At 70.1% G+C, this 17,407-nt stretch carries 16 protein-coding genes; 10 read left to right on the top strand and 6 right to left on the bottom strand.

Annotated features, from left to right (window positions below; genetic code table 11):
* Nucleotides 1–118: 118 nt before the first annotated feature.
* From ABZV40_RS17630 to ABZV40_RS17655, 6 genes are all read left to right on the top strand, one after another.
* Nucleotides 119–751, top strand: coding sequence for a hypothetical protein (locus ABZV40_RS17630; RefSeq protein ID WP_355441947.1), 633 nt, complete (start codon nucleotides 119–121; stop codon nucleotides 749–751).
* Between the two features lie 115 nt (nucleotides 752–866).
* On the top strand, nucleotides 867–2,186 hold the full coding sequence (locus tag ABZV40_RS17635; RefSeq protein ID WP_355441949.1) for a cytosine permease: 1,320 nt from the start codon (nucleotides 867–869) through the stop codon (nucleotides 2,184–2,186).
* Nucleotides 2,187–2,201: 15 nt separating this feature from the next.
* The gene (locus ABZV40_RS17640; RefSeq protein ID WP_355441952.1) at nucleotides 2,202–3,773 is read left to right on the top strand and encodes a hydantoinase/oxoprolinase family protein; all 1,572 of its coding nucleotides are present in this window, start codon (nucleotides 2,202–2,204) and stop codon (nucleotides 3,771–3,773) included.
* On the top strand, nucleotides 3,766–4,833 hold the full coding sequence (locus tag ABZV40_RS17645; protein WP_355441955.1) for a DUF917 domain-containing protein: 1,068 nt from the start codon (nucleotides 3,766–3,768) through the stop codon (nucleotides 4,831–4,833). Before ABZV40_RS17640 ends, ABZV40_RS17645 begins: the two co-directional genes overlap by 8 nt.
* Before the next feature lie 22 nt (nucleotides 4,834–4,855).
* Nucleotides 4,856–5,917, top strand: coding sequence for a DUF917 domain-containing protein (locus tag ABZV40_RS17650; protein WP_355441958.1), 1,062 nt, complete (start codon nucleotides 4,856–4,858; stop codon nucleotides 5,915–5,917).
* Nucleotides 5,914–7,452 (top strand): helix-turn-helix domain-containing protein, encoded by a 1,539-nt coding sequence (locus ABZV40_RS17655; protein WP_355441961.1) that lies wholly within the window; start codon nucleotides 5,914–5,916, stop codon nucleotides 7,450–7,452. Before ABZV40_RS17650 ends, ABZV40_RS17655 begins: the two co-directional genes overlap by 4 nt.
* A 141-nt stretch (nucleotides 7,453–7,593) precedes the next feature.
* On the opposite strand, the gene ABZV40_RS17660 is transcribed toward ABZV40_RS17655, so the two are convergent.
* Together ABZV40_RS17660 and ABZV40_RS17665 are read right to left on the bottom strand one after the other, a co-directional pair.
* Nucleotides 7,594–8,445: a helix-turn-helix transcriptional regulator gene (locus tag ABZV40_RS17660; RefSeq protein ID WP_355441964.1), complete on the bottom strand. Its 852-nt coding sequence runs from the start codon at nucleotides 8,443–8,445 to the stop codon at nucleotides 7,594–7,596.
* Nucleotides 8,446–8,551: 106 nt separating this feature from the next.
* Nucleotides 8,552–8,737 (bottom strand): DUF397 domain-containing protein, encoded by a 186-nt coding sequence (locus tag ABZV40_RS17665; protein WP_355441967.1) that lies wholly within the window; start codon nucleotides 8,735–8,737, stop codon nucleotides 8,552–8,554.
* A 308-nt stretch (nucleotides 8,738–9,045) separates the two neighbouring features.
* Between ABZV40_RS17665 and ABZV40_RS17670 the strand changes: the two genes are divergently transcribed.
* Nucleotides 9,046–11,061, top strand: coding sequence for a hypothetical protein (locus ABZV40_RS17670; RefSeq protein WP_355441970.1), 2,016 nt, complete (start codon nucleotides 9,046–9,048; stop codon nucleotides 11,059–11,061).
* On the opposite strand, the gene ABZV40_RS17675 is transcribed toward ABZV40_RS17670, so the two are convergent.
* From ABZV40_RS17675 to ABZV40_RS17685, 3 genes are read right to left on the bottom strand one after another with little or no spacing between them, the layout of a single operon-like run.
* Nucleotides 11,062–11,850 carry a histidine kinase gene (locus tag ABZV40_RS17675; RefSeq protein WP_355441972.1) on the bottom strand — a complete coding sequence of 263 codons (789 nt, stop codon included), beginning with the start codon at nucleotides 11,848–11,850 and terminating at the stop codon, nucleotides 11,062–11,064.
* Between the two features lie 60 nt (nucleotides 11,851–11,910).
* Complete coding sequence (locus tag ABZV40_RS17680) at nucleotides 11,911–12,669, bottom strand: class I SAM-dependent methyltransferase (RefSeq protein ID WP_355441975.1); 759 nt, start codon at nucleotides 12,667–12,669, stop codon at nucleotides 11,911–11,913.
* Nucleotides 12,670–12,704: 35 nt separating this feature from the next.
* The gene (locus tag ABZV40_RS17685) at nucleotides 12,705–13,661 is read right to left on the bottom strand and encodes a hypothetical protein (protein WP_355441978.1); all 957 of its coding nucleotides are present in this window, start codon (nucleotides 13,659–13,661) and stop codon (nucleotides 12,705–12,707) included.
* Nucleotides 13,662–13,787: 126 nt separating this feature from the next.
* On the opposite strand from ABZV40_RS17685, the gene ABZV40_RS17690 reads away from it, so the two are divergent.
* Complete coding sequence (locus ABZV40_RS17690) at nucleotides 13,788–14,918, top strand: ROK family transcriptional regulator (RefSeq protein ID WP_355441980.1); 1,131 nt, start codon at nucleotides 13,788–13,790, stop codon at nucleotides 14,916–14,918.
* A gap of 28 nt (nucleotides 14,919–14,946) precedes the next feature.
* The gene (locus ABZV40_RS17695) at nucleotides 14,947–16,536 is read left to right on the top strand and encodes an endo-1,4-beta-xylanase (RefSeq protein ID WP_355441983.1); all 1,590 of its coding nucleotides are present in this window, start codon (nucleotides 14,947–14,949) and stop codon (nucleotides 16,534–16,536) included.
* Here ABZV40_RS17695 and ABZV40_RS17700 read toward each other — a convergent pair.
* Nucleotides 16,503–16,883 (bottom strand): nuclear transport factor 2 family protein, encoded by a 381-nt coding sequence (locus ABZV40_RS17700; protein WP_355441986.1) that lies wholly within the window; start codon nucleotides 16,881–16,883, stop codon nucleotides 16,503–16,505. The two genes, ABZV40_RS17695 and ABZV40_RS17700, sit on opposite strands and share 34 nt — an antisense overlap.
* Before the next feature lie 53 nt (nucleotides 16,884–16,936).
* Between ABZV40_RS17700 and ABZV40_RS17705 the strand changes: the two genes are divergently transcribed.
* Nucleotides 16,937–17,407: MarR family transcriptional regulator (locus ABZV40_RS17705; RefSeq protein WP_355442014.1), on the top strand; the 471-nt coding region annotated here is incomplete at its 3' end.

Genomic DNA, 17,407 nt, shown 5'->3' on the forward strand with positions numbered 1-17,407 from the left:
AGGTGGATGAAGGCGCCCTTCATCGAGGGCGCTGGACCGGTGCACGATGGGGTGATCCGCGTGGTGGCGCGGATCAACAAAGGCGTTGCGTTGCGCCGATCGGGCTAACCTGCCGCGCGTGCGGACGAGGCTGACCCCCATGCAGCAGGCGGTGGTGGATGCCGGGCGGCCGTTGCCGCAGCTCACCGACCCGTTGGAGGTCGAGCTCCAGGTCAGTGCGTTCGTGGGGCCGTTCGCCGACAACGAGGAGTTGTGGGAGGTCGTCGTCCGGCATCTGCGGGAGGTGCCCAGTCGGCGTAGTGCGGCGTTGCTCACCGCTCTCGCGCATCTTCTCCCCGGCAGGCCTGGGTTGTGGGCGAAAGAGGCGGCCGAGGAGCAGGGGCGACCGCGGTGGGACCTGCGGGAGTTGCGGTTCGGGGAGTGCTGGATCGGGGACCGGTCGATCGACGCGGGATATCTGGCGCTGCTGTGCAGTTATGCATATGGCGATGAGCCGCACGCCATGGTTTTCATGATCGACGAAATCAGCGGGAGCCTCACGAGGCACGCGTTCCTGACGCGGCGGGTCGACGAGGCGCTGGAGCGGCTCAAGCAGCAGATGCGGTTGGAGTTGATCAGCGCGGAGGCGGCGCACTGGCTGCTCAGCCGCAGCTACGACCGGTTCGAGCGGCGGCCTGGGCTGGGGGCGAGCATCGATGTGCACCACACTCGGCTGGTGGCGCGGCGGCGGATTGGGCTGGCGTTGAATTAGGTGGCCTGTGCGAATCGCAACGTGATGATTCGTCCGACAGTGCACATTGTCTGTAGCTCGATGGTGGGTCGGCGATTACTGTCCGGGTTGTCGATCACGGAGCGGAGGGACGAGAGTGGCCGCTCTTCTCGGGCATGACGATCAGGCCCTCACCCGTGTCCCCGACCAGGCGCGGCACCCGTGGTTGTCGGTCGCGACCCAGCGGTTCGGGCAGACGACCGCGCTGAGCCAGTTGCTGCTGGGCGCGACGCTCGGCTTCGGCATGACGTTCTGGGACGCCTTCCTCGCGCTCACGATCGGGGCGGTGGCGCTCAACGCCGTGGCCGTCACGGTCGGCGTGATCGGGCAGCGCGAAGGGCTCTCCACCGCGATCCTGACCAGGTGGACCGGGTTCGGGCACGCCGGGAGCGCGATGCTCGGGCTGATCATCGCGCTGTCCGCGACCGGGTGGTTCGGGGTGCAGACCGGGCTGGCCGGCGTCACGCTCGCGGACGTCGCGGGGGTGCTGCCGGCGCCCGTGTGGTCGTTGCTCTTCGGCATCGTCGTCACGGTCATCGCCGCGTATGGCGTGCGGTGGATGGCGTGGACGGCGTACGTGGCGGTGCCGGCGTTTCTCGTGCTCCTGGTCTGGCTCGTGCTGACGAACGTCCACGACATCCCGGCCGCTCTCAGCAGCCCGGCGCCGGGCGCGTCCATCGGCATGTTGACCGCGGTGACCCTGGTGACCGGCAGCTTCATCGTCGGGGCCGCCATCGCGCCGGACATGACGCGCTTCAACCGCAACGAGTGGGACGTCGTCAAGCAGACAGTCCTCGGCATCACGCTGGGCGAGTGGGTCATCAGCCTGGCGGGCGTGATCATCGCGCACGGGCTGGGCACCACGGACATCATGGGCGTCATCAGCCGGTCGAGCGGGTGGATCGGGGCGCTGGTCGTCGTCACGGCCGTGTTGAAGATCAACGACTGGAACCTCTACTCGGCCTCGCTCGGGCTGGTGAACTTCTTCGACGCCGTGTTCGCGGTGCGGATCAGCCGGGCGCAGGTGACCGTCATGGTCGGGTGCGCGGGCAGCTTCCTCGCGGCCGCCGGGATCGTGAGCCAGTTCAGCCACTTCCTGGTGCTGCTGGGCGTGGTGTTCCCGCCCGTCACCGGGATCATGATCGCGGAGTACTACGTCGTGCGGCGCTGGCGCAAGGAGATCATCTCGACTCGGCCGCGCGTACCGAGATCGGCGCCCTCGTGGGTGCCCGCCACCGTGGTCATCTGGCCGGCCGCCGCCGGCATCGGTGAGCTGCTGCCTTTCGGGCAGTCCAGTGTGAACTCGCTCGTGCTCGCGTTCGTCCTCTACGTCTCAGCTGGAAGATTCGACCTGCTTCGCATGAGGACTCGGAGGGCCACGAACCGTAAGGTGGTCGGGGAAGCGTCGGCCGCCTGAGGGGTGGTTTCGGACATGCACATCGGTATCGACGTCGGCGGCACGAACACCGATGCCGTTCTCGTCGAGGGACGGCGTGTCCTCGCCGAGTGCAAGACGACGACCACGGCCGACGTGACGAGCGGGATCGTCGAGGCGGTCGACGGTCTGCGGGCCGTCCGCGCGTTCGACCCGGCGGCGATCAACGCGGTGATGATCGGCACGACGCACTTCGTCAACGCCGTCGTCGAGGGCAGGGGACTCGCCCAGACGGCGGCGGTGCGGCTCGGACTTCCCGCCACCAAAGCACTTCCGCCGTTCGTCGACTGGCCGCAGCGGTTGCGGCAGGTCATCGGCGGGCACGCCTACCTCTGTCACGGCGGCCACGAGTACGACGGGCGGGTCATCTCGCCGCTCAACGAGGACGAGCTGCGCGGTGTCGCCACGGACATCGCCGCGAAGGGCGTGCGGTCGGTCGCCATCTCGTCGGTGTTCTCGTTGGTCAACGGCGACTTCGAACGCCAGGCGGCGGAGATCCTCACCGCCGAGGTGCCGGACCTGCTCGTCAGCTTCTCCCACGAGATCGGGCGGCTCGGCCTGCTGGAGCGGGAGAACGCGACGATCATCAACGCCGCCCTGCGCGAGCTCGCCGAGCAGATCGCCGACGGGCTCACCGAATCGCTGACGGCGCAGGGCATCCACGCCCCGCTCTACCTGAGCCAGAACGACGGCACGCTGATGGACCTCGAGTACGCGCGCTGCTACCCGGTCGCCACGTTCTCGTCCGGCCCCACGAACTCCATGCGCGGTGGGGCCTTCCTGTCCGGGCTGGACGAGTGCGCGGTGATCGACATCGGCGGTACGACGACCGACGTCGGCATGCTGAACAACGGTTTCCCGCGCGAGGCCTCGTCCGAGGTGGTGATCAGCGGGGTGCGCACGAACTTCCGCATGCCCGACGTGCTGAGCGTCGGTCTCGGTGGCGGCAGTGTCGTGCGGTCACAGCCGCAGGGCGTCGAGATCGGGCCGGAGAGCGTCGGGTTCCGGCTGTCCCAGCAGGCTTTGGTGTTCGGCGGCGACACGCTCACCGCCACGGACGTCGCGGTCGCGGCCGGCTTGGCCGACATCGGCGACCGGGCGCTCGTCAAGCACCTCGACCGCGCGCTCGTCCGCGCGGTGCTCGACCACGTCTGCGAACGCATCGCCACGCAGGTGGACCGCATGCGCACCTGCCCGGCACCGCTGCCCGTCGTGCTGGTCGGCGGCGGCAGCGTGCTGGTGCCCGACCAGGTCGAGGGCATCAGCGAGCTGATCAGGCCGCCGCACCACGCGTTCGCCAACGCCATCGGTGCCGCGATCGCGCAGGTCGGCGGCGAGGTCGACCGGGTCTTCACGATCGACCCGAGCCGGCGGGAGGAGGTGCTCGACTCGGCCAGGCAGGAGGCCGTGGACAAGGCGGTGGCGGCGGGCGCGCGGGCCGACAGCGTGCGGATCGTCGAGGTCGAGGAGATCCCGTTGGCGTACCTGCCCGGCAACGCGAGCAGGGTGCGCGCTAGAGCCGTGGGGGATCTCGTGCTGGACGACGCCCCGAGGAGGGCACGTGCGTGAGATCGGAGCGGACGAGCTGAGACAGATCGCCCGCGGTGCCGCGATCCTCGGCACCGGCGGCGGTGGCGACCCGTACATCGGCAGGCTCGTCGCGGAACAGGCGGTGCTGGAGTACGGTCCGGTGCTCGCGGCCGAGCTGCACGAGGTGCCGGACGACGCGGTCGTCGCGGGCATCGGCATGATCGGCGCGCCGACCGTGATGATCGAGAAGCTGCCCGCGGGTCAGGAGGCGGTCACGGCTTTCCTGACGCTGCAACGGGAAATCGGTCGCCCCATCACGCACGTGCTGCCGATCGAGGTGGGCGGGATGAACTCGCTCGCGCCGTTCCCGGTGGCCGCGTCGCTCGGCCTGCCGGTGCTCGACGCGGACTGCATGGGCCGTGCGTTCCCCATGGTGCAGATGGTCGTCTGCACGCTGGACGGCGTGCTGGCCAAGCCGCTCGCCATCGCGGACGAGAAGGGCAACTCGATCGTCCTCGACGTCCGCGACAACCACTGGGCGGAACGGCTCGCGCGCTCGGCCACGATCGGCATGGGCTGCACCGCGTTGATGAGCAGCTTTCCCATGTCCGGCAAGCAGGCCCGCGACATCACCATCCCCGGCACGCTCACCCTGGCGTCCCGGCTGGGGCGGCTGGTGGAACAGGCGCGGCGCGACCGCCAGGACCCGTGCGCGGCCATCGCGTCGTTCCTCGGCGGCCGGGTGTTGTTCACCGGCAAGGTCGTCGACGTCATGCGCGCCACCGATCCCGGGTTCGCCAAGGGGGAGGCGTGGCTGGAGGGCATGGCCGCGTACGACGGCGGGAACTGCCGGTTGGCGTTCCAGAACGAGCACCTCGTCGCGTCCAGGGACGGCGCGGTCGTCGCCTCGGTGCCGGACCTGATCTGCGTGCTCGACGCCGAAGGAGAACCGGTGCCGGCCGAGCGGTTGCGCTACGGGCAGCGGGTCTCGGTCGTCGGGGCGCCCTGCCACCCGCGCTGGCGGACGCCGGAAGGACTTGCGCTGGTCGGACCGTCGGCTTTCGGCTACTCGCACGACTACACACCGCTCGGGGCGTGACTCTTCCACTACAGTCCCGCGCATGCATCTGCTCCAGCCCGACGAGGTTGACCAGCTCGCTCTGGGCGTGGTCATGCTCGGCAGCGGGGGTGGAGGCGGTGAACGGGAGACGCACGCGTTCGCGGCCATGCTCCGGCAGGAAATGCGGCAAAGCGGGCCGGTCACGGTGCTGTCGCCGGAAGAGGCCGATCCGGACGGGTCCGGTGCCCGTGTCGGGCTGATCGGCGCACCGACCGTGATGATCGAGAAGCTCCCGTCCGGTCAGGAGGCGGAAGACGCGCTGAAGGCGTTGCAGGCGCACGACTCCACGCCGGCCACCGCCGTCATCGGGTGGGAGGTCGGCGGGTGCAACGGCCTGTTGCCGCTGATCCTGGCCGCCCGCCTCGGGCTGCCGTACGTCGACGTCGACGGCATGGGGAGAGCGTTCCCACGGATCGACCAGACGACCTACGACGCGGCCGGGCTGCCCACGATCCCGTTGGCCATCACCGAACCCGGCGGAAACCGGGCGGTCCTCGACGCGACCGGCATCGAGAAGCTCGCGCGCACGGTGATGGTCGACTTCGGCGGCTGGGCGATGATGGTCGCGAAGCCGTTGAGGCTCGCGGACGCGCTCAAAGTGGGCATAACGGGCTCGCTGGCACGGGCGTTGGAGCTCGGCGAGATCTGGTCCAGGCGCACGGTTTCCGTCGACGAACGGGCGAAGGCCTCCGGTGGTTTCCTCGTGGCACGGGGAAAGGTCGTCGAGGTGTGGCGCGAGTCCGTCGGGGAGTTTCCGCGTGGCACGGTGGCGCTGCGCTGCCTGGACGCCGACGATGCGTACGTGCGCCTGGAGATGCAGGGGGAGTACCTCGTCGCGCTGGCGGACGGCGAGCCGCTCGTGACGACACCCGACCTGCTGTGCTGCCTGGACGCGGAGTCCGGCAAACCGGTGTCGACCGAGCGCCTCGCGTTCGGTGCCGTCGTGGACGTGGTAGCGCTCCCATCCCCGGCGCGGTGGGTGCGCGCCGAGATGCTCGGACGGGTCGACCCGCGGGCGTTCGGGTACGACCTCGACTACGTGCCGTTCCGGGGCTCCCCGTGATCGACGACGCCGACTCGCTGACCGTGCGCGATCTGCTGGAGATCGGCGTGCTCGGCGAGGCGTGCCTGCTGGCGGGCGAGCGCGGCGTCGACACCGAGGTCGCCGACGTGCGGCTGGCGGCCGACATGACCGCCGTGGAGGCGTGCTCGGCCGGCGACCTGGTGATCCTGACCGGGCACCAGCCGTACCTCGTCGAGGTGGCGCTGCGCCGGGCCTACAGCGCCGACGTGCGGGCCGTCGTGCTGGTGCGGCCGACGACCGGCAGCTACCAGCCCCCGTCCACCGCGACGGTCTCGTTCGCGAACCGGCTCGGCGTCCCGTTGCTGCAGACCAAGGCCGACGATCCGTTGCTGGTCGCCGACTCGTTGCGCACGGCCGTCCGCCGTCCCGAGGTCGCCGCGGCCCGGCTGCTCAACGCCGTCACGACGAGGCTGGGCCGCAGCCGGCCGGACCCGCGGTCGGTCATCACGATCCTGTCCGGCGAGCTGCACGTGACGTGCGCGGTGATGAGCGCGGACGGCACGGCGATCGAGGGCGTGTCACCGCCGGGCCTGCCACCGGACCTGCTCGTCGGCTCGGTCGCCACCACCGTGGAGCTGCCGGAGGGCGTCGCGGTGGCGGTGCCGGTCGAGACCGACCGGACCGGGCACGTGCACCTGTGGCTCGTCTCGCACACCCGCGGCCGCAACAAGCGCTGGGCCGAGACCGTGCAGCAGATCAGCCAGGTCGCGTCCTGGGCGCTGGGCAACTGGGTCGCCGCGGAACGCCTGGAAACCGAGCGCCGGGCCCGTTCCCGCGGCTCGCTGCTGGCCGAGCTGCTCGCCGCGGGTGACGACGTGCCGCCGCAGCTGGTGCAGCAGGCGGTGCTGGCAGGGTGGCGCCTCGACGGCTGGCACACGGGCGTCTACGCGATGCCGAACCCGCCGTCACCCGGCATCTTCGACGCCTCCCACACCGAACGCCTGCGCGTCGAGCTCTCCCGGCGCGGCCTGCACGGCCAGCTGGTCGAGGGTGCGGAGGGCTGGTCGTTCTGGCTGACCAACGACGCCGAACCACCCCAGTCGCAGCACCGCGAGCTGACCGCGAAACTGGCCCAGGTGCTCAGTTCCGGCAACCTGGTCGCGGGTGTCGGGAGACCGCATCCGGGGGCCGCCGGGGTCGGCCGGACGCTCGCCGAGGCGCGGGAGGCCGCGGCGATGACCGGGCCCGCGAAGGTCGTGCACATCGACGAGCTCGGCGTGCGCCGGTTGCTGTCGATGGCGGCCGAGACGCCGGCGCTGGTGGAGCAGGCGACCCGGCTGCTGGAACCGCTGGCGGGCGTGGAGGACGGGCAGCTGCTGCGCACGCTCGCCGTGTACCTGGACGAGGAGTCGGTGACGTCGTCGGCCGCGGTGCGGCTCAAGGTGCACCGCAACACGGTGGCGCAGCGGATCAACCGGGCCGAGCAGCTGCTGGGCGTGAGCCTGCTGAACCCGGACGAACGGCTGGCGGTGCACCTGGCATGCCGGGCCGTGCGCGCGTCGGACGAGACCTGAACCCGGCCGGGTTCGCCATGCACCCGTGCGATCAGGCCTCGCCAGGTGCGTGGTGACGTGGATGAAGGCGCCCTTCATCCATCTCAGGTGGAGCAAGGAGCCCTTCATCCACCGTGACGAGCGGCCGGAGTCGCTTGGGCGTCACGTCTCGGCGTCCAGCTCCTTGTACAGGTCGGTGAGGAAGACCCTGGTGTCCGCGCGGCTGAGCGCCGCCTGCCGGAGCTTGTCCCACTGGTGCCGGTACCTGGTGATCTCCGCGGTGCCTCTCGGCTCGACGGACTTCCCCAACAGCTCGATGTAGACGAAGTTGCGCGCCCGGTCGGCGAAGTCCAGCAACGTGAAGTCGCCCGGGAGGAAGTCGACGTCGGCGTCGAACGGCAGGACGTGGATCGACACGCCCGGGTACCTGTCGCCGATGCGCAGCAGCTCGGCGACCTGGTCGAGTGCGACCGGGATGCTGCCGTGCACCCGCCGCCGCACCGACGACTCGCTCAGCAGGTACTCGAACCGCGGTCCGCCGTCGAGGTCGAACAGCTGCTTGCGTTCGAGCCGGGCGCGGATGCGGTCGGTGATCTGGGCCGGGTTCCTGATGCCGGCCTGGCGGAACATGTACTGCTCGGACTGCAGCACGCCGGGGATGCGGTCGCCGTGCACGCCGCGGATCAGCACGGCCTCGCGTTCGGCTTCGAGGTAGCGGCGCACGTGCAGGGGAATCGCACCCCGCCACGTGCGTTGCCGCGGCGCGGCGGCCGCCAGTGCCTCCATCTCCGCGGCGACCTCGGGCGCGATGCCGAGCGCGGTGACGATCGACCGCAGGTCGTCGATCTTCGTGCCGGCCAGGCCGCGTTCGATTCGGTTGATCTTCGCCTGGCTGCCCTTGATCAGCTTCCCGAGCCGGGCCTGGGACATCTCGCGGTCCTTGCGGGCGATGCGCACCAGCGCGCCCAGTTTCTCTCGTCGCGACCGCAGCGACATGGGTTCCGAGCCTGCCACTGACTCTCCACTCGAACGAGGTGATCGGTCAGGCGGCCATTGTGGAAAGCAGGCGATCGGTGCGGCACGCGGTCCGCGAAAATGGCCTTGTTTTGGCCATGATTGCTCAATGGCGCCGCACGAACCGCACGAAGTCGGCCCAGCTCGTCGCCTCGAACGTCAGGATTGCCCCATCGGTGTGCTTGGAATCGCGCACACGCGAGACTCCTGAGTGGCTGAGATTCACCTCGACGCAGTTGTCACCCGCCGGGCTGCACGCTCGTGCCCGTTTCCACGCCTTTGTCGTGGACATGATCCACCCCCTTGGTTGTTAACGTACACAATCGTCGGGACGCGATAATGTTTTATCGCTCGATCGTGTGAGTTGCACAGGCGGTCGGTACGAGCGTCTCAGATGGTCGCGAACCGCGATTAACCGAATTACGGGTCCCGCCCCGCGTGCGGGGTGAGATGCGGTGAACGGTTGATCGCGGTCGTTCAGCGGTGAGCGTTCAACGTCGTGCCGAACGCATACGCCGAACTATCGCCGTTACCCGTTTGAGATCGGTCGTACCTTCGCTAAGGTGCTCGCCTTCGACCGATTCATCCGGAGTCCGCCGCGTGAGTGATGACCAGTCGTCGCGCCAAGACCTGCCGCCAGGAGCGACGAACAACAAGATCGAGGCCAGTACGGCGCGCACGGTGTTCCAGGCCGGCCGGATCGGCGGCGACCTCGTCTTCAACGGTGTGCCCGGCGTGGAACCCCAGCCGGGACTCGTGTCGATCGCGCCGCCGTTCGACCGGCTCGTCGGCAAGATCCACGGCCGGGAGAACGTCATCGCGCATCTGCTCGGCGTCGCGCGGAGATCCGACGGCGCCGCTGTCGTGCTGCACGGCCGCGGCGGCTGCGGCAAGACCTCGGTGGCGCTGGAGACGGCCAGACGGCTGGGCCGCGACGACACGACGATCCGCACCTGGTGGGTGGACGCGGGCAACGCCGCCGCGCTGGAGGCGGGCCTGCGGGAGGTCGCGTTCGACGCCGGCGCGTGCCCGAGCGACATCGCCAGGGCGTGGTCGGGGGAGAGCTCCGCGGTGGAGCTGCTGGGGCGCGTGCTCGGTGCGGCGCGCTGGCCGTGGCTGCTGATCATCGACAAGGCCGACGACCACCGGGTGCTCACCGCGTGGCGTCCCGCGCTCACCCGCGCCGGGGGCACCGTGCTGATCACCTCGCGGGACGGAGGGGAGATGAGCAGGCGCGGTGCCGCCGAGCTGATCCTGATCGGGCCGTTGAACGAGCAGAGCGCGGTCGAGCTGCTGCGGTCGGCGGCACCCAACGCGACGGGCGACGCGGCGGAGCTCGCCCGCGCGCTCGGCTACCTGCCGCTCGCGCTGCGGCTCGCCGGCCACTACCTCAACGCGGCCCGCAACTTCCCGCCGTTGGACGCGGTGGCGCTGCCCCGCGACTTCGACCAGTACCGCGTCACGTTCCAGCAGCGGTTCGCCGACCTCGACCGGTTGCACGAGATCGGCAGCGGACTGGACGAGCGCGAGCTGTTGCTGCGCACCTGGGAGCTGTCGCTCGACCTGCTGGCCGAGCACGGTGAACCGCTGGCGCGCCCGTTGCTGCGGTGGCTGTCGTGCTTCGAGCAGGCTCCCGTGCCGTGCGTGCTGCTCGATCACCGCGTGCTGTCGCAGTCCGAGCTGTTCCCCGAGGTCAGCGAGATGGACCTGATGCGGGCGCTGGTGCTGCTCGGCGACTTCGGCCTGGTCGAACAGGGCACCATGACGAACCCGCGGTCGTCCGGCGCGTCCGTGGTGTACCTGACCGTGCACCCGGTCATCCGCGAGGCGAACCGGCACCAGGCCGACGTCCAGGAGGACTTCCACGCCTATCTCGCGCTCTGCGTCGCCGCACTGGACGGCTGCACCAGCTATCTGTCCACATCGGACCCGCGCGACCTCGCGCAGTGGGGTGTGCTGAGCCCGCAGTGCGCCTACGTCGTGGACCGCATCCACGACGCGCGTGCCACGTTCGCCAACGCGGAGCAGTGGGAGCTGATGGGCAGCAGGCTCACCTGCGCGGTCGCCGAGTTCGCGCGCCTGTCGGGGTCGTACGCCTTCGGTGAGGCCATGTACCGCCACGCACTCGTGGTCAGGTTGCGCTATCTCGGGCTCGGGCACCCCGAGGTGCTCACGGTGCGCCGCGAGCTGGCGCGACTGCACTGGGAGCGCAACCAGGCGCGGTCCTCGATCGAGGAGTACGCGGCGCTGGCCGACGACTGCGCCGAGAGCCTCGGTGACCACGAGCTGACGCTGGCGTGCCGGCTCGACCTCGCGCTCATCCGGGCGCAGTTCGGTGAGGTGGAGACGATCGCCGACGAGTACCGGGCCGTCGTGCGGCTGAGCAGGAAGCTGAGCGGCCGCACCGACGTGATCGGCCTGTCCGCGCAGATGTGCCTCGTCAAGGAGCTGTGGGAGCGCGGCGACGCGACGTGCCTCGTCGAGCAGTTCCAGCTGTTGTCGATGCTGAAGGAGATCGGCGACATCGGTGGCGTCCTGCCGATCGGGTTGCAGGACCTGCGGGCGGTCATCTGGCGGCAGCTCCGGACGTGCATCGCCTGGTTCAACGGCCGGTGATCAGGTCGGCACGAACGCGGGCAGCACCGCGTCCACCTCGAACCCGCCGTCGTCCGTCGGGCCCGCGGTGAGCGTGCCGCCGACCATCTCCACCCGGCCGCGCAACCCCAGCAGACCGTTGCCGGAGCGCGGCGGCGCGGTGCCGGGGGTGGCCGGCGGCGCGGTGTTGCGGATGACCGCACGGACGCTGCTCGGTCCACAGTGGATGGTGATCTCGGTGTGCGCGCCGGGGGCGTGCTTGTGCACGTTGGTCAGCGACTCCTGGACGACCCGGTACATCGTGCGGCGCACGGCCGGGGAGATCGTGTCGGCGTCGCCGTGCTCGGTCAGCGTCACCTCCAGGCCCGTGGCCGCGGAGTCGGCCACCAGGTTGGCGAGGCGGTCGGGCAGCACGTCCGGGATGCGCGCCCTGCCGCCGGACCGCAGCACCCCGACGAGGTCGCGCAGCTCCGCCAACGCCTGACAGCCCGCGGTGCGGAGCCCTTCCGCGGCCTCGCGCGTGCTGTCGTCCCTGGCCGCCACCCGCAGCGCGCCGGCGTGCAGGACCATGAGGTTCAGGCGGTGGGTGACCACGTCGTGCATCTCGGCGGCGAGCCTGGTGCGTTCGTCGGCACGGGCCTGCTCGGCCCGCAGGTCGCGCTCGGCACGTTCCGCGCGCTGGACGAGCCGGCGGCGGCCGATCAGGTAGAGGACCGCGAGCCCGGCGATCATCAGGAAGGCGATCACGGCGCCGGAGATGTCCGGCGCCGCCGCGGGCAGCTCCGGTGCGAGTTCTCCTGCCCGCTTCACGCGGCCGACGATACTGGCGGGTAGGGGCTTCGGATCACCTACGGGAGCAGGGCCTTCTCCCTACTTTCGCAGGTGGCGACCCCGATCGATTCCGCCTGTCGGACGCGCACGTCCGTTCGGTGCACGGAACAGCGCCGTCCAGAGGAACGCCTTGCCGAACACCGGGGACTGGGCGGGTTCCTCGGTCATCCGGCGCAGCTCGACCTCGGCGTGGCCGGAGAAGATCCACCGCAGCTCGTCGGGCTGGTAGCCGACCCCGCCGCTCAGCCCCCGCTGCCGGTACAGCTCGGCGTCCGGCGTGGCGGTGCCCTCGTCGGCGGTGAAGCACGTCAACGCGAAGTGGCCGCCGGGTTCGAGCGCGCGGTCCAGCAGCGCGAGGTAGCTGATCCGGCGATGCGGCGGCAGGTGGTGGAAGCAGCCGGAGTCGTAGATCAGGTCGTACGAGCCCTCGGTCGCGAACGCGTCGCCCTGGCGGAACCGGACGTCGAGGCCCTCCGCGCGTTCACGGGCCCAGGCGATCGCGGTGGCCGAGAGGTCCACCGCGTCGACCTGGAACCCGTGACGCGCCAGGAAGATCGCGTTGCGACCGGGTCCGCAGCCCACGTCGAGCGCGCGGCCCGGCTTGATCAGCCCGCGTTCGAGGTAGCTCACCAGGTTCTCGTCCGGCTTGGCCGCGAAGAACGGGACTTCGCGGCTTCGGTCGGCGTAGAAGCGGTCCCACCAGCCGCCGGCCTTTTCGGTCCAGCGGTCGGCCTCCGGAGCGAACAGACCGTCGAGCAGAGTGAGGACGTCGTCGACCGTCCTGATGTGCCGATTCAACCAAAACCCCCAGGTAGATCGGCCTTCAGTCTACCTCAGAGGCCGCCTTCGGAGAGCCGCTTGCGGTAGCCGCGGGCCCCTTCCGAGCCGACGTTCTCGTTGAAGTCGACCCCGCTCGGGTTGGTCTGCACGTGGTAGTACGTGGCACCCCAGAGGTTGCCCGCGACCGAGTCGTCGAAGTGGATGAAGTTCCCGTACTTGTAGCCCTTCTGGTACGGGGTGAGCGCGGTGGTCCTGATCGAGTACTCGGTCGCGATCACCGGCTTGCCGGACCACTTCGAGGCGCACCGCGACAGGGTTTCGGCGTAGGTGAGCTCGTTCCAGCTGCCCTGGTTCGCGAAGCTGCCGTCGGTGGCGTTGCTGTAGAAGTGCACGCCGACGAAGTCGCACTTGGCGATGGCGTTGACGAAGTTCGGGTTGGCGTACCAGGTGTCGGGGTTCGTGCCCTTGTTCGGCGAGAGCGCGGTGCCGCAGATCTTGGCTCCGGGGAAGGCCTCCCGGACGCGGTCGACCGTGACGCCGAGGTTGTAGCCGTAGACCCACGGGTCGGCGACGCGGATGTTCGGCTCGTTGCCCAGCTCGATGATGCACTTGTCGGCGCCGGAGCGGATGCTCTTGTACTCGAAGAAGCGCGAGTCGCGGATCTCGGTGACCGCGCGGTTCGGGTCGATGACGTTGTCGGTGTCGCCGGTGGTGGTGCGGACGATGAGGAAGTTCGTCGCGCCGGCGGCGGTCCAGACGTGGTCGCGGTAGTTCGCCCACGGGCCGGGACCCGGTGTGCCCCAGCCGGTGACGACCTTGGCGAGGTTCGCGGACTGGTTGGTGATCGCGTCGAGCCAGGTCTGGTAGCCGTCGGTCAGCAACGGGCCGTGCGCCCGGTAGTGCGGGGCGGCCGAGGCCTTGCCCGGCAACGAGGCCATGCCCGCCGCCGCGACGGCGCCCGCCGCCAGCTTGCCCATCGCTCGGCGGCTGTACTGCTTCTCACCGGCCATCGCCGGTCTCCCTTCGTCGAGGAACACCGTCAGGCAACCGCGCCGGGGTATGAGGGCCGGTATGCGAGCGGTATGTGAACAAGTGGCCCTGGACACTGGTAACGTCTCGTTACTAGTTTGGCGGGCATGACAGGAGCCGTCACCGGCGCGCACGTCCGGGAGACCAACGTGCAGGCCGTGTACCAGGCGATCCGGCGGGCACACCCGGTCACCCGCGCGCAGCTCGCGCGGTACCTGGGGATGAGCAAGCCGACCGCGAACCGGGCGATCGACGCGTTGCTCGGCGCCGGGCTGGTCGAGGAGGTGCCGAAACCCCAGAACGCGGCGGGGTACGACGCGGTGTACTTCGGGCCGTGCGCCACGGCGGCCACGGTGCTCGCGCTCGACCTCGGCAGCCGGTTCCTGCGCGCGTGCGTCGCCGACCTCGACGGGACCGTGCTGGCGCGGCTCGACCAGCCCGTGAGCAGCAACGACCCCGCGCACGTGCTGGAGGTGGCCAGGGACGTGCGGGACGAGCTCGTCGCCGCGACCGGGGCCGCCCCCGAGGTCGCCACGATCGGCATCGGCGGCGTGATCGACCCGCGCACCGGGATCGTCCACGACGCCAACCAGGAGGCGCTGGAGGGCTTCGCCGCCAAGGCCGAGCTCACCGAAGCGCTGGAGTTGCCGGTGATCGCCGAGAACGACATCAACCTCGCCGCCGTCGGCGAAGGCTGGCGCGGGGTCGGTCTCGGCGTGCGGAACTTCGCGTTCCTGTCGATCGGCAGCGGGGTCGGCGCCGGGCTCGTGCTCGGCGGGGAGCTGCACCGGGGCGTCAACGGTGCCGCGGGCGAGATCGACCACGTGCCGGAGGGGCAGCGGTTCCGGTCCGACAGCCCCGCCGCGGACGCGTTCCTCGCGCACGTCTGGCAGCACTCCGACTTCGTCACCACGGAAGAAGTCATGATCGCGGCGCGGGAGAACGACGAACGCGCGCTGCACCTCGTCGCGTGGGAGGCGGCGCGGATCGCCGAACACGCCGCCAGGATCACCGCCGTCGTCGACGTGTCGCTGATCGTGCTGGGCGGCGGCATCGGGTTGAACGGCGACCTGCTCGTCGACCCCGTGCGCGCCACGCTGAACGGCCTGTCCGCCTACCCGCCCGCCGTGGAGACGTCCCGGCTGGGCGAGGCCGCCATCCTCACCGGTGCCGTCGCCACCGGGCTCACCACCGTGCTCGCCGGCCTCGTCGCCACCAGGGTTTCCGCCGTCAGCTGAGTCGCCGCCCACTACAGGAGAGGGCTCGATGCTGCCCGTTTTAGCCGCACTCACACTCGCGGCCGGGGTCGTCCCGGTCGCACCCCAGGCGCCGCTCGACCTGCTGAGCGGCCAGGACTGGGGTCACTTCGCCGGTGCCACACCGACTTCGGACGGGGTGCGGATCCGGCCGCTGGACCGGTGGATCGTCTCCACGGAAGGCCAGCGCTCCCAGCCCAACCCGCCGGTCAACCTGCTCGGGCCGCGACTTGTGGTCAACGGCGCGTTCGAGATCGACGCGACCATGTCCGGTTCCGGTTACCTGCAGCTCTACGGCTCGCCGCCGATCATCTACGACGAGTGGCGGCAGGAACCGCCGAGCGTCCGCGTCGGGGTGACCGGCGGGCGGCTCGACGTCGCCGTGTGGAACGGCAAGGGCGACAAACCCGTGCAGGTCAAGAAGTTCGGCTCCGGGCTGTCCGGTGACGTGACCGTGCGGGTGAAGCGGTCCGGTTCGTCGTTCGAGTTCTCGGCCGGCGGCAGGCAGCTCGGCACCGTGCCGGATCCCGGCGTGTTCTCCTCGGGGCAGGTCTGGTTCGGCGCGGACGGGTCGTGGACGCTGAAGTCGTTGACGGCCACCGGTGCCACGGGGATCCGCACGGCGCCGGACTGGAAGCAGAAGACCGTGCCCGGCTCGTTGCGGTCACGCGCGGAAGCGTTGCCGCGCAAGATGGGCGTGGGCAGCGCGCTCGCCGTGGCACCGCTCGTGGCCGATGACGTGTATCGGGCCACAGCAGGTGAGCAGTTCAACCTGATCACGCCCGAGAACGACATGAAGCCCCAGTTCGTGCAACCGGCACGCGGGGTGTTCGCGTTCGAGGAAGCCGACGCGATCGTGGACTTCGCACGTGCCAACGACATCGCGGTGCACGCGCACACGCTGGTGTGGTTCGAGGCGCTGCCCACGTGGATGAGGTCGGCGCCGGACAAGAAAACCGTGATGACCGACCACATCAAGGCCGTCGCCGGGCACTTCAAGGGCCGCGTCGCGGAGTGGGACGTCGTCAACGAGCCGATGAACGAGGACAACGCGGATGGACTGGAACACAATCTTTGGTATCAGGCCATGGGAGCCGATTACATCGCCCAGGCCTTCCGCACCGCCCGATCCGTCGATCCGAACGCCGTGCTGTATCTCAACGAGTACGGCGCCGAGCAGGAGGGACCGCGCTGGAAGGCTTTGTACGCCCTGGTGAAGAGGCTGCGGCAGGACGGCGTGCCGATCGACGGCGTCGGCTTGCAGAGCCACGAGTACGAGGCGGCCGACCGGGTGCCCGCGGAGACGTTCCGCAAGCACGTCCGCGCGCTGGCCGACCTCGGGCTGAAGGTGCGGGTGTCCGAAATGGACGTCAGCACGCCCGACCAGTCGTTGCAGGCGAAGCAGTTCGGTGAACGGCTCGCCGTGTGCAGGCAGGAGACCGGCTGCACCGGGTTCACCTCGTGGGGTTTCACCGACCGGTACGGCTCGACGGCCACGACGAAGCGCTATCCGCCGGTGCCGGGCAACGCGTTGCCGTGGACGTCGTCGATCACGCCGAAGAAGGCTCACACCGCCATGGTGAACGCGCTCGGCTCGTAGCAGTCGAACGTCTCGATCGACCTGATCAGCCCGTCGCGCATCTCGACGAACTGCGCGATGTGCGCGACGAGCTGATCACCCGTCCGCAGCACGCCGGTCCAGGTCAGCCGGACGATCACGGTGTCGCCGCAGCGCAGGGTCGAGTGCACGTCGTACTTCTGGCTCGACAACAGCTCCACGCCCTTCCTGGAGCCCGCGAGCATCTCGTCCAGCGGTGCTCGCGCGCCGTGCGGCTTGATCAGGTTCGGGTGCTCGACGGTCACCGCGTCGGCGGTGAAGAACCGGGCCAGCTCGTCGCCGGACTGCCCGGCTTCGAGCGCTCGGTGCAGCGAGTGAATGGTCTCCATGTTCACAACCATAGTTGTACAACTCAGGTTGTACAATGTCGGCCGTGGACCTGATGGGCATCGACCTCGCGACCCTCGCCTACCTGGCGGGCAGTTCGGCGAACGACGCGATCCTGCGGCGGCTGCACGAGATCGGGCACTCCGGCGTCCGCGTCTCGCACGGGTACGTGATCCAGCACCTCATCGAGGGCGCGCCGACGGTGTCCGAACTGGGAGAGCTGCTCGGCGTCACGCAGCAGGCCGCCTCGAAGCAGCTGCTGGAGCTGGAACGCCTCGGCTACGCCGAGCGCGCGCCCGACCCGGAGGACAGCCGCGTTCGGCGCGCGGTGCTCACCGAACGCGGCAGGCAACTCGTCGAGGACAGCCGGCGGTTGCGCCGCGAGCTGGACGAGCAGGTCGGTGACCGCGCGGCGAAACGGGCGCTGATCCTCATGACCGGGTTCGCGATCACGTTCATCGCCGCCGGCCTGTCCGCGATCCCCCGTGACGCGCTGGAGGCGGCCCGCGTCGACGGCGCGACGGAG

It is taken from the genome of Lentzea sp. NPDC004782, from assembly GCF_040609115.1.
Taxonomy (GTDB): Bacteria; Actinomycetota; Actinomycetes; order Mycobacteriales; family Pseudonocardiaceae; genus Lentzea.

What these genes read in the sequence shown, in the direction of transcription:
- ABZV40_RS17695 (WP_355441983.1), top strand. Translation starts at nt 14,947, where the DNA reads ATGCTGCCCGTTTTAGCCGCACTCACACTCGCGGCCGGGGTCGTCCCG.
- ABZV40_RS17640 (WP_355441952.1), top strand. Translation starts at nt 2,202, where the DNA reads ATGCACATCGGTATCGACGTCGGCGGCACGAACACCGATGCCGTTCTC.
- ABZV40_RS17700 (WP_355441986.1), bottom strand. Translation starts at nt 16,883, where the DNA reads ATGGAGACCATTCACTCGCTGCACCGAGCGCTCGAAGCCGGGCAGTCC.
- ABZV40_RS17685 (WP_355441978.1), bottom strand. Translation starts at nt 13,661, where the DNA reads ATGGCCGGTGAGAAGCAGTACAGCCGCCGAGCGATGGGCAAGCTGGCG.
- ABZV40_RS17690 (WP_355441980.1), top strand. Translation starts at nt 13,788, where the DNA reads ATGACAGGAGCCGTCACCGGCGCGCACGTCCGGGAGACCAACGTGCAG.
- ABZV40_RS17650 (WP_355441958.1), top strand. Translation starts at nt 4,856, where the DNA reads ATGCATCTGCTCCAGCCCGACGAGGTTGACCAGCTCGCTCTGGGCGTG.
- ABZV40_RS17665 (WP_355441967.1), bottom strand. Translation starts at nt 8,737, where the DNA reads ATGTCCACGACAAAGGCGTGGAAACGGGCACGAGCGTGCAGCCCGGCG.